The sequence below is a fragment of the Gemmobacter sp. 24YEA27 genome, assembly GCF_030052995.1.
In the GTDB taxonomy this organism is placed as follows: Bacteria; Pseudomonadota; Alphaproteobacteria; order Rhodobacterales; family Rhodobacteraceae; genus Pseudogemmobacter.
This window is the reverse complement of sequence record NZ_JASJPW010000004.1, coordinates 17,510-31,860: the sequence shown is the minus strand read 5'-3', so window position 1 is coordinate 31,860 and position 14,351 is coordinate 17,510. Positions and strand designations below refer to the sequence as shown.

Below are 14,351 nucleotides of genomic sequence, written 5' to 3'. Positions count from 1 at the left end.
GATGGAAACCGTGGTAGAGCTGCAAAATGCCACCAAAAGCTTCGGCGGCATCGCGGCGTTTCGCGACATGGATTTCACTTTGCGCAAGGGCGAGGTCCACGCGCTTCTGGGGGAAAACGGCGCCGGAAAATCGACGCTGACCAAGGTGATTGCCGGTGTCTACCGGCTGAGCCAGGGCCGCATGCTGCTGGACGGGCGCGAGGTCAGCTTTGCCTCGCCGGCAGAGGCGCTGAAAAACGGCGTCGTCATGGTGTTCCAGGAAACCAATCTGGTGCCCGCCATGACCGTCGCGCAGAACATCTATCTGGGCGATGAGAAGATGTTCAACCGCCTGCGCGGCCTCTACATCGAAGCGCGGCAATTCCTTGTCGGCATGGGGTTCCAGGTTGATCCGATCGCCCAGGTCTCGACGCTGGGGGCGGCGCAAAAGCAGATGGTTGAGATCGCCCGCGCCGTGCATCACAATGCGCGCGTCATCATCTTTGACGAGCCGACCGCGACGCTGACGCCCGAGGAAAAACGCCATTTCTTCATGCTGATCGAGCGGCTGAAGGCCAAAGGCGTGGCCATTGTTTTCATCACCCATGCGCTGGAAGAGGCGCTGGAGGTCTCGGACCGCATCACCATCCTGCGTGACGGCCAGCTGGCCGCGACCGGCGCGGCGTCTGACTTCACCCGCGAAAGCATCGTCCAGGCGATGGTCGGGCGAACCCTGTCGGAAAGCCTGCATGGCAGCGTGAAACGCAAGCCCCGGCCTTATGGCGAAAAGGTACTCAGCGTCGAGAACCTGTCTTGTGGTGCGATGGTCCGGAACTCGTCCTTCTCGGTCTTTGGCGGACAGGTGACGGGGATTTTCGGCCTTGTCGGCGCGGGCCGGTCCGAGATGGCCAAAGTCGTCGCGGGTGTCCTGAAACGCGATTTCATGCATGGCGGTGAGGTGCGGCTGAACGGCAAGCCGGTGCGTTACCGCGTGCCGCGCCCGGCGATGCGCGATGGCATCGTCTATGTCACCGAAGATCGCAAACATGACGGGTTTTTCGAAACCATGACGGCGGGGCAGAACCTTTTGCTGGGGGAATTGTCGAAACAATCGAACCCGCTCTCTGTTGTCTCGCCGCGCCGCGCGCTGGAGCTGGCAAAGGAATGGGGTGAGCGGCTCCGGCTGAAGCAGATCTCGGACCGGGCACGGATGATCGAACTGTCGGGCGGCAATCAGCAGAAGGTGGTGATCGCCAAATCGCTGATCCAGGAGCCGAAGCTGATCATTTTCGATGAACCGACCCGGGGCGTCGATGTCGGCGCGATTGTCGAGATCCACCAGCTGATCCATGATCTTGCTGATCAGGGGCTCGCGGTGGTGGTGATCTCGTCCTATCTTCCTGAAATCATGGCGGTTTCCGACCGTATCCTCGTGGCCAAACGCGGCAAGATCGTCGAAGAGATGATGGCCCTTGACGCGGATGAAGAAAAGATCATGTTCGCGGCCGTTCACTGAGCCGCCCTGGCGCGGGGCGCGCATCAGCCCCCGCCAGCGGCGCATAGGCAAACGGCATCCGGGTCATCGGACCGGCGGCCAGGCTCAGAGACAGGAGTTTGCGGGAAGGCTGACAGCAGCCCGCCCCGCGGCTACGATCTTGTCACAGGGGGCCCGTCATGGCTGCGAGCAATATCAATCTTAAATTGCTGCAGACCTTTCTGCTGGCGGCCGAACATGGCAGCTTTCGCCGCGCGGCCGAAGAAAGCAACCGATCGCCCTCCGCCGTGTCGATGCAGATCCGCGATCTTGAGGCGCAGGTGGGGATGAGCCTCTTCATCCGCACGCCGCAACGCGCCAATCTGACCTCGGAAAGGGCGGGTGCTTTATGAACAGGTCAGCCACGCGATGGCCGAGGTGCAGGCCGGTCTGGCGCGCCTGTCCGAGGTCGCAGCGCAGCGGCGTGGCCATGTGCGGATAGCCTGTGCGCCCACCCTCGCCTCGACCCGGCTGGGGCGCATCCTTGCGACCTTCAAGCTGCGTTATCCGCGCAGCCTGGTGGATCTGAAGGAAACGCCGCCCAATGCCGCGCTTGCGCTTTTGCAGGAGCAGGAGGTCGAGCTTTATATCGGGCCGGAAGTGCCGGCTCAGCGATTTCCAGTTCGAGCCGATCCTCGAAGACCATCTCGTCGCCTGTATCCCGCCGATTTCGACGAAGGCGCGCAGCGTTTCATGCTGTCAGAGGTGGCGCGTTTCCCGCTGATCCTGCTGGACCGCCAGACTGCGATCCGGGCTCAGATCGACCGCTGGCGGCAGATCAGGACATCTCGCTGAACCTGCAATATGAGGTGCAAAACGCCTATACCGCGATTGCGCTGGCCTCGGCCGGGCTTGGCGTGGCGCTGGTGCCGGAGATTGCGGTGCCGATGATGCCGACGCCGAATTCCGCGTGGTGCGGATCTCGGATCCCGGCTCGACTCGCGCGGTGGGCATCCTGACCGCGAAGGGCTATGTCCAGCACAGCTATTCTGAACAGCTGATCGAGCTGATCCGGACCGAACTGGGACGAACCTAGTCGGTATTGATCCAGATCGCCTTGGTTTCAAGATATTCACCCAGGTGTTCCAGCCCGCCCTCGCGGCCATAGCCCGACATCTTCATCCCGCCAAACGGCACGGCGGGGTCGATGGCGTGATACATATTCACCCAGACCGATCCGGCACGGATACGCCGCGAAAGCTTATGCGCTGTGCCCAGATGCGTCGTGAAAATTCCCGCCGCGAGGCCGTAGGGCGTGGCATTGGCGCGCTGGACCACCTCGTCCAGCGTGTCAAAGGGCATGGCGGCAATCACCGGGCCGAAGATCTCTTCGCGGGCGATGGTCATCTCATCGGTGACGCCACCAAAGACGGTCGGCGCGATGAAATTGCCGCCCTCAAGCCGGTCAGATCCAGCCTGTTGCCGCCGGTATAGGTTTTTGCGCCCTCTTCCAGCCCGGTGTGAAGGAACCCTTCGATCCGCTGGCTCTGCCGGGCCGAGATGATCGGGCCGATCTCGGTTTCCGGGGCGATCCCGTCGCCGATCCTGAGCTTCGCGGCATAATCCGCGACGCGCGTGACGAACTCGTCATGGATCTCGCGCGCGACAAACAGGCGCGATCCGGCGATGCAGATCTGGCCGGAATTGGCAAAGACCGCCATCGCGGCCACGGGGACCGCCTTGTCGATATCCGCATCGCGGCAGATGATGACCGGTGATTTGCCGCCCAGTTCCAGCGAGACATGTTTCAGCGTGCTGGTGGCGGCGCGGGCAATGGCCTGACCGGTGGCGGTCGAGCCGGTAAAGACGATCTTGTCGACATCGGGATGCACCGCCAGGGCCGCGCCGGCATCGGCTCCGGTTCCTGTCACCACATTCAACACGCCTTCGGGCAGACCAGCTTCTGCCATCAGCCGCGCGATCATCAGAACCGTCAGAGAGGCCTCCTCTGACGGTTTCAGAACCACCGTGCAGCCGGTCGCCAGCGCCGGGGCGATCTTCCAGACCGATCCCGCAATCGGCGCGTTCCAGGGGATGATTGCGCCGACCACGCCGATCGGTTCCTTGACCGTCTGCGACAGGATCTCGCCGGGGAAGGAATTCGGGATGGTCTGGCCATGGATCGCAACCGCCTGGCCCGCGTAAAAGCGCAGCATCCCCAATACACGCCGCGCATTGCCTAGGGTGCGGGCAATCGGCATCCCCATATCCAGCGTATCCGAAAGGCACAGATCCTCCCATTCCGCTTCGAACCGCTCAGCAATGCGCAACAGCAGCGCCTGGCGTTCAAAGGGGGTGAATTTCGACCAGGGCCCTTCAAAGGCGCGGCGCGCGGCCCGGACGGCAGCGTCGATATCGGCTGCACCGCCCTTCGGGACGGTTGCGAGCAGGGTGCCGGTGGCGGGATTGCGGGCCTCCATCACCTCGCCCGAGATGGCGCTGACCCATTGGCCATCAAGGAACATCGGGCGGAAGCCGCCATCATAAAGCGCGCACGCGCGGCTGGTCCAGTCAGTCATGTTATCCCCTCCGGTCGGTCTGATCGCCGGATCTCTGCGGCCCAAAATACCCGGCGCAGAGCCGCGCTCAAGGAAGGAAACCTGATCGCGCGTTCAGATAATGCGGCTGTCACCGGCGCCGGCTTTCCCCCATTCTGCCGGCGTTTGGCGGGGGGCAAAGTCCCGCGAAGGAGATATGATGCGACTGAGTGGTAAGATTGCTGTCGTCACCGGCGGCGGTTCGGGCTTTGGCGAAGGGATCGTGCGGAAATTCGTGGCCGAGGGTGCGAAAGTCGTGCTGATGGACCGCGATCAGACCAATGCAGAACGGGTGGCGGAAAGCCTTGGCGCCGATTGCCGGCCCTTCATCGGCGATGTGGCAAGCGCCGAAGGCATGACGGGCGCCCGTGATCTGGCGCTTTCGGCCTTTGGCGGGCTGAATGTGCTGGTCAATAATGCCGGGGTGGGTCATTTGCCGACACCGCTTGATGAGCTGGACGAGGCCAATTTCGACCGGATCGCCAATGTGAACATGCGCTCGATCTATTTTGGCGCCCGCGCGATGGTGCCGCATTTCAAGGCGCAGAAAGCCGGGGCGATCCTGAATGTGGCCTCGACCGGCGGGGTCTCGCCGCGCCCCAATCTGACCTGGTACAATGCCTCCAAGGGCTGGGTGATCACTGCGACCCGCGCCATGGCGGTGGAGCTTGCCCCATTCGGGATCCGCGTCAATGCGATCAACCCGGTGGCGGGGGATACGCCGCTGCTCTCGACCTTCATGGGGTCGGACACGCCCGAGATCCGTGCGAAATTCCTCGCTTCGATCCCGCTTGGCCGGTTCTCGACGCCTGAGGATATGGGCAATGCGGCTGCGTTCCTGTGTTCCGAGGAAGCGTCGATGATCACCGGCGTCGCGATGGAAGTCGATGGCGGGCGCTGTATCTGAGGCGGCAAGATGAAAGAGATCTATGATATCGCGGTCGTCCCCGGGGATGGCATCGGCCCCGAAGTGGCGGCCGCCAGTGTCGAGGTGCTGCGCGCGGCCTTCGGGAATGACTGCCCCTTGCGCTTTGCCGATCATCCGGCGGGGGCCGAGCTTTACCGCCAGACCGGCGAGAGCTTTCCGGAAACCACCTTCCGCGCCTGTGCCGGGGCGGATGCGGTCTTGCATGGCGCGGCGGGAATTCCGGGCGTCGTCCATCCTGACGGGACCGAGGCAGGGCTGGATTTCACGCTGCGGCTGCGATTCGAGCTGGATCTTTTCGCCAATATCCGCCCGATCCGGCTTTATCCCGGGATCCGGTCGCCGCTGGCGGATGTGAAGCCCGGGGATATTGATTACATCATCCTGCGCGAGAACAGCGAAGGGCTATACGCCGCCCGGGGCGCAGGCGTGCAGCTGCGCGGCGAGATGGCGGTGGATACTCTGGTCCAGACCCGCAAAGGGGTCGAACGCATCGTGCGCAAGGCGTTTGAGCTGGCGCGGGCCTCGAACGGCGCGCCTGCGGATGGTGTGAAGCGTGTCACCTGTGTCGACAAGGCCAATGTGCTGCGCAGCTATGCGTTTTTCCGCGCGATCTTTGACGAGGTGGCGGCGGAGTATCCCGATATTCAGGCCGAACATGGTCTGATTGACGCGATGGCGATGTATCTCGTGACAAAGCCCAGCCATTACAATGTGATCGTGACCGAGAATATGTTCGGAGACATCTTGTCAGATCTCGCAGCGGCGACGATTGGCGGTATGGGGCTTGCCCCTTCGGCCGAGGTTGGCCAGGATCAGGGGCTTTTCCAGGCGGCACATGGCTCGGCCCCGGATATCGCGGGCAAGGGGGTCGCGAACCCCTATGGCACCGTGCTTTCGGTGGCGTCGATGCTGGAATGGCTGGCGGCGCGGCATGAGGACAGCCGCCTCTCGGTGGCCGCGACCCGGATCCGTACTGCCGTCAGCGCGGCAATTGCCGATGGGCTGATCAGCCGCGATCTGGGCGGCGACAGCGGCAGTGCCGCCATCACCGAAGGGCTGCGCGCCCGCCTGACCTGATCTGGCGCTGCGCTGAAACGTGAAGGCGCGCAGCCAGAAAGCCGCGCGCCTTTATCTTATGCTTTGCAGGGCATCCCTGCCGGGTTCCGGCGGCTTATCCAGACCAGAGCCAGCCCCGCCGCCGCCGTCAATCCGCCTGCGACCGGCACCGCGCTATAGCCCAGATCCAGCGCGATCACTGCGCCACCAAGCGCCGCTCCGATGGCATTGCCGAGGTTGAAGGCACCGATATTCACCGAAGAGGCAAGGCCAGGCGCATCGGCAGCGGCCTGCATCACCCGCATCTGTACCGGCGGCACGATGGCAAAAGCGGCAGCCCCCCAGAGAAACAGCGTGATCGCGGCACCGGGAAGCGTTCCAAGGGTAAAGGGCGCGACCAGCATGATCAGTGAAAGCGCCGCGAGGAATGTCGCCGTTGCCCCTTCCAGCGACCAGTCGGCCATCCGGCCACCCAGCCAGTTCCCAAAGGTGAAGCCCAGACCGATCAGCACCAGCGCCAGGGTCACAAACCCGTCCGACGCGCCCGCCAGGGTTGTCAGCACCGGCGCGACATAGGTGTAAAGCACGAACATCGCGCTGGCCCCGAGCACCGTGGTGGCAAGCGCCACCAGCACCGGCGGCCGGGTCAGCACGCGCAGCTCCCGCGCGACTTCGGGGCGCGCGCCGGCGGCACCGGGCGGCAGCGCAAGCCACAGGGCCGCGATGGTCAGAAGGCCAAGCGCCGCCGTCCCGGCAAAGGCCTCGCGCCAGCCGGTCACCTGGCCGATCCAAGTTGCCACCGGCACGCCGCCGATATTGGCGATGGTCAGGCCCATGAACATGGTTGCAACCGCGCTGGCCTGTTTCTCTTTCGGAACGAGGCTCGCGGCCACCACCGAGCCGAGGCCAAAGAACGCGCCGTGGTTCAGGCTGGTCACCACGCGCGAGGCCAGCAGCGTCCAGTAATCAGGCGAGAGGGCCGACATCAGATTGCCAAGGGTGAAAATCGCCATCAGCACCATCAGCGCGGTGCGTTTGCCAAAACGCGCGAAAAGAAGCGTCATGACCGGCGCCCCGACCATCACCCCGATGGCATAGGCGCTGACCAGCATCCCGGCGGAAGGGATCGAGACATCGACCCCCCGCGCGATCACCGGCAGCATCCCCATCGGCGAGAATTCGGTCACGCCGATGGCAAAGGCCCCCACGGCGAGGGCCAGCAATGGCCAGTTCAGGTTGCGGTTTTCCATATCTTGTCCTCACGCGGTCCAGTCAGGTGCCAGGCCTGCGGGCGAGACGATGCGGCCATCGGCGCGGGCAAGACCGCTGATCGCTGCCATCTCGGACCCGGTCAGCGCAAAGTCAAAAATGTCGAAATTCTCGGCCAAACGCGCAGGGCTGGCGGTTTTCGACAGGGCGACAAATCCTTGCTGGATCAGCCAGCGCAGCCCGACCTGAGCGGCGGTCTTGCCATATCGTGCCCCGATCTCAGTGATCAGCGGCTCCTTTGGCACCGCACCATCGGCCATGCCGAAATAGGCGGTCAGGGATGTGCCGGTCTCCCGCGCCAGATCGGCCATCTCTGACTGGTCAAGCCAGGGATGGATTTCGATCTGATTGGTCAGGATGGGGGCTGCGCTGGCTGCGGTCGCCGCGCGCAGCTGGCTGCGGTTGTAATTGCTGACGCCGATATGCCGGGTCTTGCCCGCCGCCCGGGCCTCGTTCAGCCAGTCGATCTGTTGTGCAACCGGCACCTGATCGCCGGGCCAGTGCGCCAGCAAAAGATCGACCTGATCGACCCCGAGCTTTTCGAGACTTTCATCGACCGAAGCCGCAAAGCGATCTGCGCTGTAATTTGCCACCCAGACCTTAGTGGTCAGGAACAGCTCGCTTCGCGGCAGACCCGAGGCCTTCAGCGCCTGTCCCAGAGGGGCCTCGTTCTCATAGATCTGCGCCGTGTCGAAATGGCGAAACCCGGCCTCGAGCGCCTCCGGGACGATGGTCTGCACCTCGGGGCCAGACATGCGGAACACGCCAAAGCCAAGCGCCGGGATCATGGCCCCATGGGTCTTTACAAATTGCATCCTGTTCTCCTTTGCCAGATCCATCGGTCGGCTGGCGTTGCCCCAGATAGACCCGCCGCGAGGGCTTGATAATTCCTCTGATCTTCGCATCATCTGTGAAATTATTTCCTGGATGCGCTGAGAGGGGCAGGGGACGAGGATGGACAACCGCGCAGGCGAGATGCAGGTGTTTTTGCGGGTGGTTGAATCCGGCAGTTTTTCCGAGGCGGCCCGGCAGCTGCTCATGACCCCTTCGACCGTCTCGAAACTGATCGGGCGGATCGAGACGCGGCTTGGTGTGCGGTTGCTGGAACGTTCGACCCGGCGGCTTTCGCTCACGGGCGAGGGGCAGGTCTATTATGAACGCAGCCTGAACCTGCTGGCCGAAATGGACGCGATCGAGGCCGATCTGCGCCAGGGCGCGGCCAGTATCACCGGCAAGGTGCGGATCTCGGCCTCGGTCGGGCTGGGGGTGGTGGCGATCCAGCCCCTGCTGCCGGAGTTCTGGCAGGCATATCCGAATATCACCCTGGATCTCTCGATCTCGGATGAGGTGGTGGATCTTTATCTTGACCGGACCGATGTGGCGTTTCGGGTGGGACGGCTGGCAAGCTCGGGACTGACCGCGATCCGTCTGGGCCATGCGGCGCGCAAAATCGTGGCCTCGCCCGACTATCTGCGCCGGCGGGGTGTGCCGCAAAGCGGTGCCGATCTGGCGGATCATGCCTGCCTTGGCCTTAATTTCCGCCGCTCATCGCCGGTCTGGCCGCTGCACGAGGGCGGGAGGATCATCGACAACCGCGTGAATGGCCCGCTTCTGGCCAATAATGGCGAGACGGTGCGTCAGATGGCACTGGCCGGAATGGGCCTTGCGCGGATGGGGGAGTTTCATATCCGCAAGGATCTGGCGCGCGGCACCCTCGTTGAGGTGCTCGCCGAGGCCGTCGACGGTGACAGTGAAGACGTGCATGCGGTCTTCCTGGGCGGTGATCACATGCCGCGCCGTGTCCGTGCCTTTCTCGATTTCATGACCCCTCGTCTGCGCGCGTTTCTGGAACAGGCGCCGGGATATCGCAGCAGCTGAGACCGTACCGGCGTGGCATCCGCGTGACTGTGACGGGCTTGTCCGTCGGCAGAACCAGAGGCAAGACTTTCTCAAGCCAGGCAACAGTTGCTCACCCCTGGGGGCGAGACCTGGAAGCTTTCGAATTCAAAGCCCTTGGGGCATCGGCGAAAGGATTTTCGACCATGGCAAGGCGGTGGTTGTCTTCGCCCGGCATCAAGAAGGCGAAATGGCAGATCCGGTCGCGCGCCAGGCCGATGATCCGGTGCACTGGCGGATTGCCTGGGATCCTGCCAATACGCTGATCGGCGGTGCGGTGAAATATGGCCCCTATCTCAGGCTGAAGGATGAAACTCTGCTCCTCATCTTCTCGACGCGGATGATGTCTCCGGTTGGGATGGCGACGCGGTGTGCTGTGATGTTTCGATAATTTGGTCTCCTGAAGACCCATCTGAGGACGAGCCCCGTTCAGACAAGCGTGAATTTCTCGCGTGCACTCTGAAGGCCGTGTGGTTTCATCGGTAAGATCTCGCAGGGCTATGGGCAGGCGGCGCTGATCGCCTGCACGTGGCTCCGTGCCCTCTGGAAAGCTCCGCAGCAGGCTTTGGACGCCGCGGATATTACTATGACTGTGATTCCAGCTCTGCTGCGGGCGGTGTAAAGACCCTGGCCCCGCTCTCTGGAACCCGGTTTAATCGTCTCAATGCCTTCGCCAAAAGCCGAAATCGTATCGGTGTGTCTCGGGATAACCAGCACCACAGCTGGCCACCCGCTTACGTGAAAACTGATCCCGCTGGCGGCAGTGACTGATCAGTGCAGGCGAGCATGGGGGTGTTGGGGACTGGGCCGAAACGCTTCACGTGATCGGGTCACCCCTGCTGTCCCCATCCTTGCCATCGCAATTCCTGTTGTGAAGGTGGATCAGCCGGGGAGCGTAGTTGGTCGGGCGTTTGGAGCAGAGCGTGTGAGGCGCCAGCAGATATCGAAATCGGCCTCCCTTTTCTTGCTCTGCGGGCTATCTGTGTCGGTGGAACAGTGCAAGCCCCGCCCTGGTTCAACCCCGGCCGCCCAGTAGCGCCAGGGGTTGGATTGACCGAAATATGGTGCAGCCGCTCTGGATCCATCCGCTGATGGATGCCGGATCCGGTCTGCCGCGCGACTATGCGAGGTGAGGAACAGAAAACGCCTTGGGCCCTGCGCTTTGTCACCGCGTTGAAGCGTTGCGCAAATTGGCTTGCAGCGGCAGACAGGCGACAGTGCCGGCTTGCTGAGTTTGCGCGACACCCAGGACTGCAACGCGGCAGGTGTATGAGGGCAGGGACCCTCACCTGACCAGAAGGCGACGGGCGCCGGCTTCGGTCGCCAGGTGACCGAAGCCCGAAGTCAGGTTGTCGGGTCTCGCCCAGTGCGGGCGTCTGCCCTTTCGCGCGGCCGGCAGATCAGCGGGCACTGCTGAGCCGGTCGAGCAGCGCGTCGAGCTCCGGGTCGCTCTCGGGGTGGATCAGCTCGCCGGGCGACGGATAGCTGCCGCCGGCGACCTCGCTGCGAAAGGCCGTAAGCGCCCTTTGTCGTTCGATGACGATCTGCTGACGCAGGCTGGCCACATCCCCCCAGGAGCGGGCATGGCGTGGCAGGCGCGGGCTGTCGCCAATGATGTCCGAGGAGAACAGGAACGCCACATCACCGCCCGGGCCTGAGCCGAGCGAGACGGTGACCAGCCCCGATTTGCGGGTGATGGCCGAAAGCAAAGGTGCTGCGACCAATTCGGCCTCGACCGCGAAGGCTCCGGCCTCTTCGAGACGGCGGAAGCGATGCCAGAGCTCTTCTGCCTCGCCAGGCTCGCGCCCGACGCCGCGGGTGCGGCCGGTCCAGGTGCTTTTCCGGGGCACGAATCCCAGATGGCCCATGACGGGGATATCTTCCGCCGCCAGCAGGCTGACGACCGAAAGGCGGCGCGCGGTGATGACCGCATCGGCGCCATCGGTCAGGGCGCGAAAGGCGGTGCGCAGGATCTCATCTTCGGTGATGGCTTCAGCGAAACCAAGCGCCGCCGTCACAAAGACCCGTTTCGATCCGCGTCGGACGGTTGTCACATTGGCAGCACGGCAGACCACCATCTCGATCCGGCGGCCTCGGCGGCTGCGGCCTCTTCTGCGGTATCGGCGGTGACCTGGGCGTGGCGGGCGGGGGTGCCTTTCCCCGCCCGGAGCGAGCCGACGGTCACCATGCGCTCGGCCGGTTGCGCGGCCCAGTCAAAGATCTTCGGCATCAGGCTTTCAGCTTCCGCGCATATTCCGGCGGTGCGATCACGCCCGGCTTGTCGAACCATTTCGGCACATCTACACCTGACCACAGCAGGATATTGCCCCAGGGATCAAAAGCCCCGGTACGCACAATCACCTTGGCCTGCGCCGCCATCGCACCCAGAATATTGGCATGGGTGGTCATCTCGTGATCGGCATCGGGGAAGAGTGTCTTCACTTTATCCAGCAAGACCGGGTTGTTCGTTGGCAGGTTGTCAGCATAGCCGACTTTCTCAGCCACGAAATCCGAAGCGATCAGCGACAGCACCTGGCCCAGATCCGGCAGGTCTTTCTCGATCGCGAGATCGACGCGCCAGGTCGAGTCGGGGATCGGGAAGCCTGCGTCACAGACGATCATCAGATCGCCATGCCCCATCGAGGCAATGGCATGGTTCAGTTCAGCGTTCAGAATGCGACCGCGTTTCATTGGATTTCCTTCGCAAAGGCTTCGATTTCATGGCGCCGCCCAAGGGATGGCACCACGCCGAGTTTCGTGCAGGCCCAGGAGCCGCAAAGCGTGCCATAGCGCGCGGCCTCGGGGATGGATTTCCCCTCGGCCAGCGCCACGGCAAAGCCCGAACAGAAGGCATCGCCCGCGCCTGTGGTATCGACCACCGCGACTTCCGGGGCGCGAATATGCAGGTCATGCTCGTCCGAGAGGATCAGAACGCCCTCGCGGCCAAGCGTCACCACCACGGTGCCAACGCCCAGACGGCGCAGACGGATCGCGAGGTCGCGCGAAGGGCTCGGGTCGTCAGGTTTCAGGCCCAGAAGGATCCGCAGTTCGCTTTCATTCGGGATCAGCACATCGACATGTTTGAAGATCGAAGGGTGCAGCGCGCGGGCCGGGGCCGGGTTCAGCACCGTTCGCGCCCCGAGGCCCTGCCCAGTTCCATCGCGCGCGAGGCGGCGGCATCGGGGATTTCCAGCACCGTCATCACCACATCCGACATGGCGAGCCGGTCGGCGGATTTGTCGACCTGGGCCGCATCCATCGCGTTATTCGCGCCCATATCGAGGATGATGAAGTTGTTGCCCTCGGTGTTCAGAATGATGAACCCCACCCCGGTCGCGCGGTCTGGCAACTCGGTCACATGGCGGGCGTTCACCCCTTCGGCGCGGTACATATCGGTGGCAATCTTTGCCAGCGCGTCATTCCCCACACAGGCGACCAGCGCGGAATCCGCCCCAAGCCGCGCCGTGGCAACCGCCTGGTTCGACCCTTTGCCCCCAGGGCCCATATCGAAATCGGACCCGAGAATTGTCTGACCAAATATCGGCAGGGTGGGGGTTCTGATCGTCATCCCAACCGCAAAACTGCCGACAACGGTTATAACCGGTTTCTTCATGCTGCCCCCTCCACTTCGGACAGATGCGCGGGCTGCACACTTGCCGCCATCATCAGATTTTGTTCGGAAATCTCTGCTCCGGTGAAATCGCGCGAGACCTGGCCATGCGCCATCATCACAACGCGGTTCGCGTGCAGCACCAGCTCCGGCAGTTCCGATGAGATCATCAGAACCGCCAGCCCCTCTTCGGCGAGGCGCTTGAGGATCGCGTAGATCTCGGCTTTCGCGCCGACATCGATGCCGCGGGTCGGTTCATGCAGGATCAGAACCTTCGGCTCTGAGACAATCCCGCGCGACAGAATGATCTTTTGCTGATTGCCGCCCGAAAGCGTGCCCATCACCTGTCCCGGCCCGGATACGCGCGCATCAAAGGCGCGGATCTGCTGACCGGCGGTTTGCCCGATCAGCGCATTCAGCAAAACGCCGATCTTCGAATGGCGGTCGAGCGTCGAGGACACCACATTCTGCGCCACCGACATCGACAAAAGCGCGCCGCCATTGCGGCGATCCGCCGGGATCAGTGCAATTCCGGTCTGAATGGCAGTCATCGGCCTTTGCGCCGGCAGGGTCTGGCCGGCAATGGTTACGGTGCCGGAACGCGGACAGAGGCCGAAAATCGCCTCGGCCAGGATATCCTTGCCGCTGCCGGGCAGGCCGCCGATCCCGAGGATCTCGCCGGGGCGCAGATCAAGCGAGATGCCATTGATTTCGCCCGGCACCCGGAAGTCGCGCAGGGACAGAACAGGCGCCGTGTCGCGCGGCGGATGGGTCAGCCCGTAAGGCGCGGCATCCCCCAGATCGCGCCCGACCATCGCGGCCACCAGATGCGGCACTTCGATACCGGTCAGATCGGTGATGCTTTCGACCAGTTCGCCATCACGCATGACGCTGATCCGGTCAGACAGCGCCAGAACCTCGTTCAGGTGATGCGAGATATAGACAATCGCCACGCCATCCGCGCGCAGCTGGCGCATGATGTTGAACAGGTGTTCGGATTCATGCGGCGAGAGCGCCGAATTTGGCTCATCCAGCACCAGAACCCGCACCTTGCGGGCCAGCGCGCGGGCGATCTCGACCAGCTGCATCTGCGCCACCGACAGATCGCGCAAAGGTGTCGCGGGGTCGATATCCATGCCGAGCCGGGCGAGGATATCGCGCGATTGTCCCTGGGCGCGCGCCCGCCGGATCAGCTGCCAGGACGGGATCTCTGCCAGCGCCGGCAGCATCACATTCTCGCCGACCGAGAGATTGCGGCACAAAGACAGTTCCTGGAACACCACGGCGATCCCGCGGCGCCGCGCGTCCAGCGGCGAGGCCAGCCGCAGCGGCTTGCCATCCAGCATAAGCGTGCCCTCGCTTGGCGCCAGAACGCCCGCGAGAATATTCATAAGCGTCGATTTTCCCGCGCCATTCTCACCGATCACGGCGTGAATCTCGCCCGGGTTCAGCGACAGCGACACATTCGAGAGCGCGCGCACACCGGGGAAAGATTTGCCGATCCGCTGAAAACTGACGACAGGAGACGTATCCATCTGCATT

Annotated in this window: 16 protein-coding genes and 1 pseudogene; 8 read left to right on the top strand and 9 right to left on the bottom strand. The window is 63.4% G+C overall.

The features are described 5' to 3' along the window. Position 1: 1 nt before the first annotated feature. The 4 genes from QNO18_RS21240 (at position 2) to QNO18_RS21225 (ending at position 2,549) form a co-directional block, all read left to right on the top strand. Positions 2 to 1,495, top strand: a complete 1,494-nt coding sequence (locus QNO18_RS21240; RefSeq protein ID WP_283179509.1) for a sugar ABC transporter ATP-binding protein — start codon at positions 2 to 4, stop codon at positions 1,493 to 1,495. Between the two features lie 158 nt (positions 1,496 to 1,653). Continuing rightward, positions 1,654 to 1,866 carry a LysR family transcriptional regulator gene (locus QNO18_RS21235; RefSeq protein ID WP_283179508.1) on the top strand — a complete coding sequence of 71 codons (213 nt, stop codon included), beginning with the start codon at positions 1,654 to 1,656 and terminating at the stop codon, positions 1,864 to 1,866. Beyond that, on the top strand, positions 1,856 to 2,308 hold the full coding sequence (locus tag QNO18_RS21230) for a LysR substrate-binding domain-containing protein (protein ID WP_283179507.1): 453 nt from the start codon (positions 1,856 to 1,858) through the stop codon (positions 2,306 to 2,308). Before QNO18_RS21235 ends, QNO18_RS21230 begins: the two co-directional genes overlap by 11 nt. Before the next feature lie 115 nt (positions 2,309 to 2,423). After that, a complete protein-coding gene (locus tag QNO18_RS21225; protein ID WP_283179506.1) occupies positions 2,424 to 2,549 on the top strand; it encodes a hypothetical protein in 126 nt (41 codons plus the stop codon). On the opposite strand, the pseudogene QNO18_RS21220 reads toward QNO18_RS21225, so the two are convergent. Then, positions 2,546 to 4,032: pseudogene (locus QNO18_RS21220) on the bottom strand (aldehyde dehydrogenase family protein). The gene QNO18_RS21225 and the pseudogene QNO18_RS21220 overlap by 4 nt on opposite strands. 178 nt (positions 4,033 to 4,210) lie before the next feature. On the opposite strand from QNO18_RS21220, the gene QNO18_RS21215 reads away from it, so the two are divergent. Next, positions 4,211 to 4,957: a glucose 1-dehydrogenase gene (locus tag QNO18_RS21215; protein WP_283179505.1), complete on the top strand. Its 747-nt coding sequence runs from the start codon at positions 4,211 to 4,213 to the stop codon at positions 4,955 to 4,957. Between the two features lie 9 nt (positions 4,958 to 4,966). Continuing rightward, positions 4,967 to 6,055 carry an isocitrate/isopropylmalate dehydrogenase family protein gene (locus QNO18_RS21210; RefSeq protein WP_283179504.1) on the top strand — a complete coding sequence of 363 codons (1,089 nt, stop codon included), beginning with the start codon at positions 4,967 to 4,969 and terminating at the stop codon, positions 6,053 to 6,055. A 56-nt stretch (positions 6,056 to 6,111) separates the two neighbouring features. Here the strand turns inward: QNO18_RS21210 and QNO18_RS21205 are convergent, their stop codons facing one another. Continuing rightward, positions 6,112 to 7,284 carry an MFS transporter gene (locus QNO18_RS21205; protein WP_283179503.1) on the bottom strand — a complete coding sequence of 391 codons (1,173 nt, stop codon included), beginning with the start codon at positions 7,282 to 7,284 and terminating at the stop codon, positions 6,112 to 6,114. 9 nt (positions 7,285 to 7,293) lie between these two features. Beyond that, on the bottom strand, positions 7,294 to 8,118 hold the full coding sequence (locus tag QNO18_RS21200; RefSeq protein ID WP_283179502.1) for an aldo/keto reductase: 825 nt from the start codon (positions 8,116 to 8,118) through the stop codon (positions 7,294 to 7,296). A 139-nt stretch (positions 8,119 to 8,257) separates the two neighbouring features. Between QNO18_RS21200 and QNO18_RS21195 the strand changes: the two genes are divergently transcribed. Together QNO18_RS21195 and QNO18_RS21190 are read left to right on the top strand one after the other, a co-directional pair. After that, positions 8,258 to 9,181: a LysR family transcriptional regulator gene (locus tag QNO18_RS21195; protein ID WP_283179501.1), complete on the top strand. Its 924-nt coding sequence runs from the start codon at positions 8,258 to 8,260 to the stop codon at positions 9,179 to 9,181. A 208-nt stretch (positions 9,182 to 9,389) separates the two neighbouring features. Then, positions 9,390 to 9,590 carry a hypothetical protein gene (locus QNO18_RS21190; RefSeq protein WP_283179500.1) on the top strand — a complete coding sequence of 67 codons (201 nt, stop codon included), beginning with the start codon at positions 9,390 to 9,392 and terminating at the stop codon, positions 9,588 to 9,590. Between the two features lie 1,009 nt (positions 9,591 to 10,599). Here the strand turns inward: QNO18_RS21190 and QNO18_RS21185 are convergent. From QNO18_RS21185 to QNO18_RS21160, 6 genes are read right to left on the bottom strand one after another with little or no spacing between them, the layout of a single operon-like run. After that, positions 10,600 to 11,274 (bottom strand): 3-methyl-2-oxobutanoate hydroxymethyltransferase, encoded by a 675-nt coding sequence (locus QNO18_RS21185; RefSeq protein ID WP_283179499.1) that lies wholly within the window; start codon positions 11,272 to 11,274, stop codon positions 10,600 to 10,602. Beyond that, positions 11,250 to 11,429, bottom strand: a complete 180-nt coding sequence (locus tag QNO18_RS21180; RefSeq protein ID WP_283179498.1) for a hypothetical protein — start codon at positions 11,427 to 11,429, stop codon at positions 11,250 to 11,252. The genes QNO18_RS21185 and QNO18_RS21180 overlap by 25 nt, the downstream gene beginning before the upstream one ends. Beyond that, positions 11,429 to 11,890 carry a D-ribose pyranase gene (gene rbsD / locus QNO18_RS21175; RefSeq protein WP_283179497.1) on the bottom strand — a complete coding sequence of 154 codons (462 nt, stop codon included), beginning with the start codon at positions 11,888 to 11,890 and terminating at the stop codon, positions 11,429 to 11,431. Before rbsD ends, QNO18_RS21180 begins: the two co-directional genes overlap by 1 nt. Continuing rightward, positions 11,887 to 12,327 carry a PfkB family carbohydrate kinase gene (locus tag QNO18_RS21170; RefSeq protein WP_283179496.1) on the bottom strand — a complete coding sequence of 147 codons (441 nt, stop codon included), beginning with the start codon at positions 12,325 to 12,327 and terminating at the stop codon, positions 11,887 to 11,889. The genes rbsD and QNO18_RS21170 overlap by 4 nt, the downstream gene beginning before the upstream one ends. Continuing rightward, complete coding sequence (locus QNO18_RS21165) at positions 12,321 to 12,812, bottom strand: PfkB family carbohydrate kinase (RefSeq protein ID WP_283179495.1); 492 nt, start codon at positions 12,810 to 12,812, stop codon at positions 12,321 to 12,323. The genes QNO18_RS21170 and QNO18_RS21165 overlap by 7 nt, the downstream gene beginning before the upstream one ends. Beyond that, positions 12,809 to 14,344: a sugar ABC transporter ATP-binding protein gene (locus tag QNO18_RS21160; protein WP_283179494.1), complete on the bottom strand. Its 1,536-nt coding sequence runs from the start codon at positions 14,342 to 14,344 to the stop codon at positions 12,809 to 12,811. Before QNO18_RS21160 ends, QNO18_RS21165 begins: the two co-directional genes overlap by 4 nt. Positions 14,345 to 14,351: the final 7 nt, after the last annotated feature.

Excerpts from the sequence above, each read along its gene's own strand:
- QNO18_RS21205 (WP_283179503.1), bottom strand. The coding sequence starts at position 7,284 with ATGGAAAACCGCAACCTGAACTGGCCATTGCTGGCCCTCGCCGTGGGG.
- QNO18_RS21190 (WP_283179500.1), top strand. The coding sequence starts at position 9,390 with ATGGCAGATCCGGTCGCGCGCCAGGCCGATGATCCGGTGCACTGGCGG.
- rbsD (WP_283179497.1), bottom strand. The coding sequence starts at position 11,890 with ATGAAACGCGGTCGCATTCTGAACGCTGAACTGAACCATGCCATTGCC.
- QNO18_RS21195 (WP_283179501.1), top strand. The coding sequence starts at position 8,258 with ATGGACAACCGCGCAGGCGAGATGCAGGTGTTTTTGCGGGTGGTTGAA.
- QNO18_RS21215 (WP_283179505.1), top strand. The coding sequence starts at position 4,211 with ATGCGACTGAGTGGTAAGATTGCTGTCGTCACCGGCGGCGGTTCGGGC.
- QNO18_RS21165 (WP_283179495.1), bottom strand. The coding sequence starts at position 12,812 with ATGAAGAAACCGGTTATAACCGTTGTCGGCAGTTTTGCGGTTGGGATG.
- QNO18_RS21235 (WP_283179508.1), top strand. The coding sequence starts at position 1,654 with ATGGCTGCGAGCAATATCAATCTTAAATTGCTGCAGACCTTTCTGCTG.
- QNO18_RS21160 (WP_283179494.1), bottom strand. The coding sequence starts at position 14,344 with ATGGATACGTCTCCTGTCGTCAGTTTTCAGCGGATCGGCAAATCTTTC.
- QNO18_RS21200 (WP_283179502.1), bottom strand. The coding sequence starts at position 8,118 with ATGCAATTTGTAAAGACCCATGGGGCCATGATCCCGGCGCTTGGCTTT.
- QNO18_RS21240 (WP_283179509.1), top strand. The coding sequence starts at position 2 with ATGGAAACCGTGGTAGAGCTGCAAAATGCCACCAAAAGCTTCGGCGGC.
- QNO18_RS21210 (WP_283179504.1), top strand. The coding sequence starts at position 4,967 with ATGAAAGAGATCTATGATATCGCGGTCGTCCCCGGGGATGGCATCGGC.
- QNO18_RS21180 (WP_283179498.1), bottom strand. The coding sequence starts at position 11,429 with ATGCCGAAGATCTTTGACTGGGCCGCGCAACCGGCCGAGCGCATGGTG.